General features: G+C 42.8%; 2 protein-coding genes. Both read right to left on the bottom strand.

What is annotated here, in order from left to right; all coding sequences use genetic code 11:
* Positions 1-887, bottom strand: an 887-nt coding sequence (locus tag PAN06_RS14150; protein WP_269796651.1) for a ribose-phosphate diphosphokinase, incomplete at its 3' end; no start/stop codon positions are given.
* 180 nt (positions 888-1,067) lie between these two features.
* The coding region (locus PAN06_RS14145; RefSeq protein ID WP_269796650.1) for a CHAP domain-containing protein at positions 1,068-1,587 on the bottom strand (520 nt) is incomplete at its 5' end.

The raw sequence follows: 1,587 nt of genomic DNA, 5'->3' as shown, positions 1-1,587 counted from the left end.
GCAATCGAAATTTGCTCAATTTTATCAATCAAGCGATCTTCCGATAGATAAATCGTATCCAATACCACCAACTTCTTAATGGCTGATTTTTGAATGTTGTCCATCGCTGGGCCTGATAAAACTGGGTGCGTACAGCTTGCATAAACCTCTACGGCTCCTGCTTCAGCAAGGGCATCCGCCGCATGACAGATTGTACCAGCTGTATCAATCATATCATCAATCAAAATACAAGTCTTACCTTCAACACTTCCAATGATATTCATCACTTCACTCGTATTCATCTTATCGACACTCCGGCGTTTATCAATAATCGCAATCGGAGTCTTCAAAAATTCAGCCAATTTCCGAGCACGAGTCACACCACCATGGTCTGGACTGACAACAACATAGTCTTTTCCAATCATCCCGCGACGTTCGAAATAGTCTGCGATCAAAGGCGCACCCATCAAGTGGTCAACAGGAATATCAAAGAAGCCTTGAATTTGAGCAGCGTGCAAATCAATTGTCAACAGACGATCAACTCCAGCAACCTCAAGCATATTAGCTACCAACTTAGAAGTGATTGGTTCCCGAGCCCGAGCTTTCCGGTCTTGACGAGCATAGCCGTAATACGGCATCACCACATTAATAGATTGCGCACTAGCCCGTTTCAAGGCATCTACCATAATCAAAATTTCCATAAGATTATCATTAACCGGTGAGCTAGTGGATTGCAAAATATAAACATCTTTCCCACGGATTGATTCTTCAATATTAACCTGAATTTCTCCATCAGAAAATTGACGAACCGTTGACTTTCCAAGCGGTAGTCCCATTTCGCGAGACACACGTTGAGCCAATTCTTGATTTGACGACAAAGCAAAGAGCATTAAATCAGAAAATGACATGATTTCCTCCAGTAAAATCTAAAAACCATATTGTACAGTCAGCACAAATTTCTCCTGTAAACATTTTATCTCTTTTTAAGCAAATATTCAAATATTAATTTATGGAAAATACAAAATCCGGCTCTACCGACACTATTTCAAAAAAAGAAGCAGAACAACTGTCCTGCTTCATGGTGATTCTTAGTTTGGATAGATATAAGTTACAGTACCTTGAGCTGTTGTTGGGTTAAACCAACCACGGTAATTTCCAATACTACGGATACCGTTATAGTTAGATTCAGAAACTTGGATACTTGTTGTAGATTGAACAGCTGTAACGACTGCTACGTGTCCATATCCACCATCATTCCAACATGCAATAGCACCAACTTGTGGTTGAGATCCTGTACGGAATCCAGCAGCCGCTGCACTTGCAGCCCATTGACCACCGTTGCCCCAGTAATCGCCAGCCCATGGAGCCAATGTCTTCGCACCCCATGTACATTCACCAACTGGATAAGATGATGCAGATGTACTATAAGTTGGACGAGAAGTAGTTGCTACTGGTGCTGCCGCTGCTTGAGTTTGAACAGCAGGTTGAGCTGCTGCTGCAGGTGTTTGAGCTGCTGCCGCTGGTGTTGCAGCAGGTGTTTGAGCTGCTGCCTGAACTTGAGCTTGAAGGGTAGTATTTGCAGAAGCTTTCACAGCTGCTTGTTGTTCC

It is taken from the genome of Streptococcus sp. SM3 (genome assembly GCF_027497875.1).
Note: the sequence above shows the minus strand (reverse complement) of the source record. Positions and strands in the feature narration are given on the sequence as shown.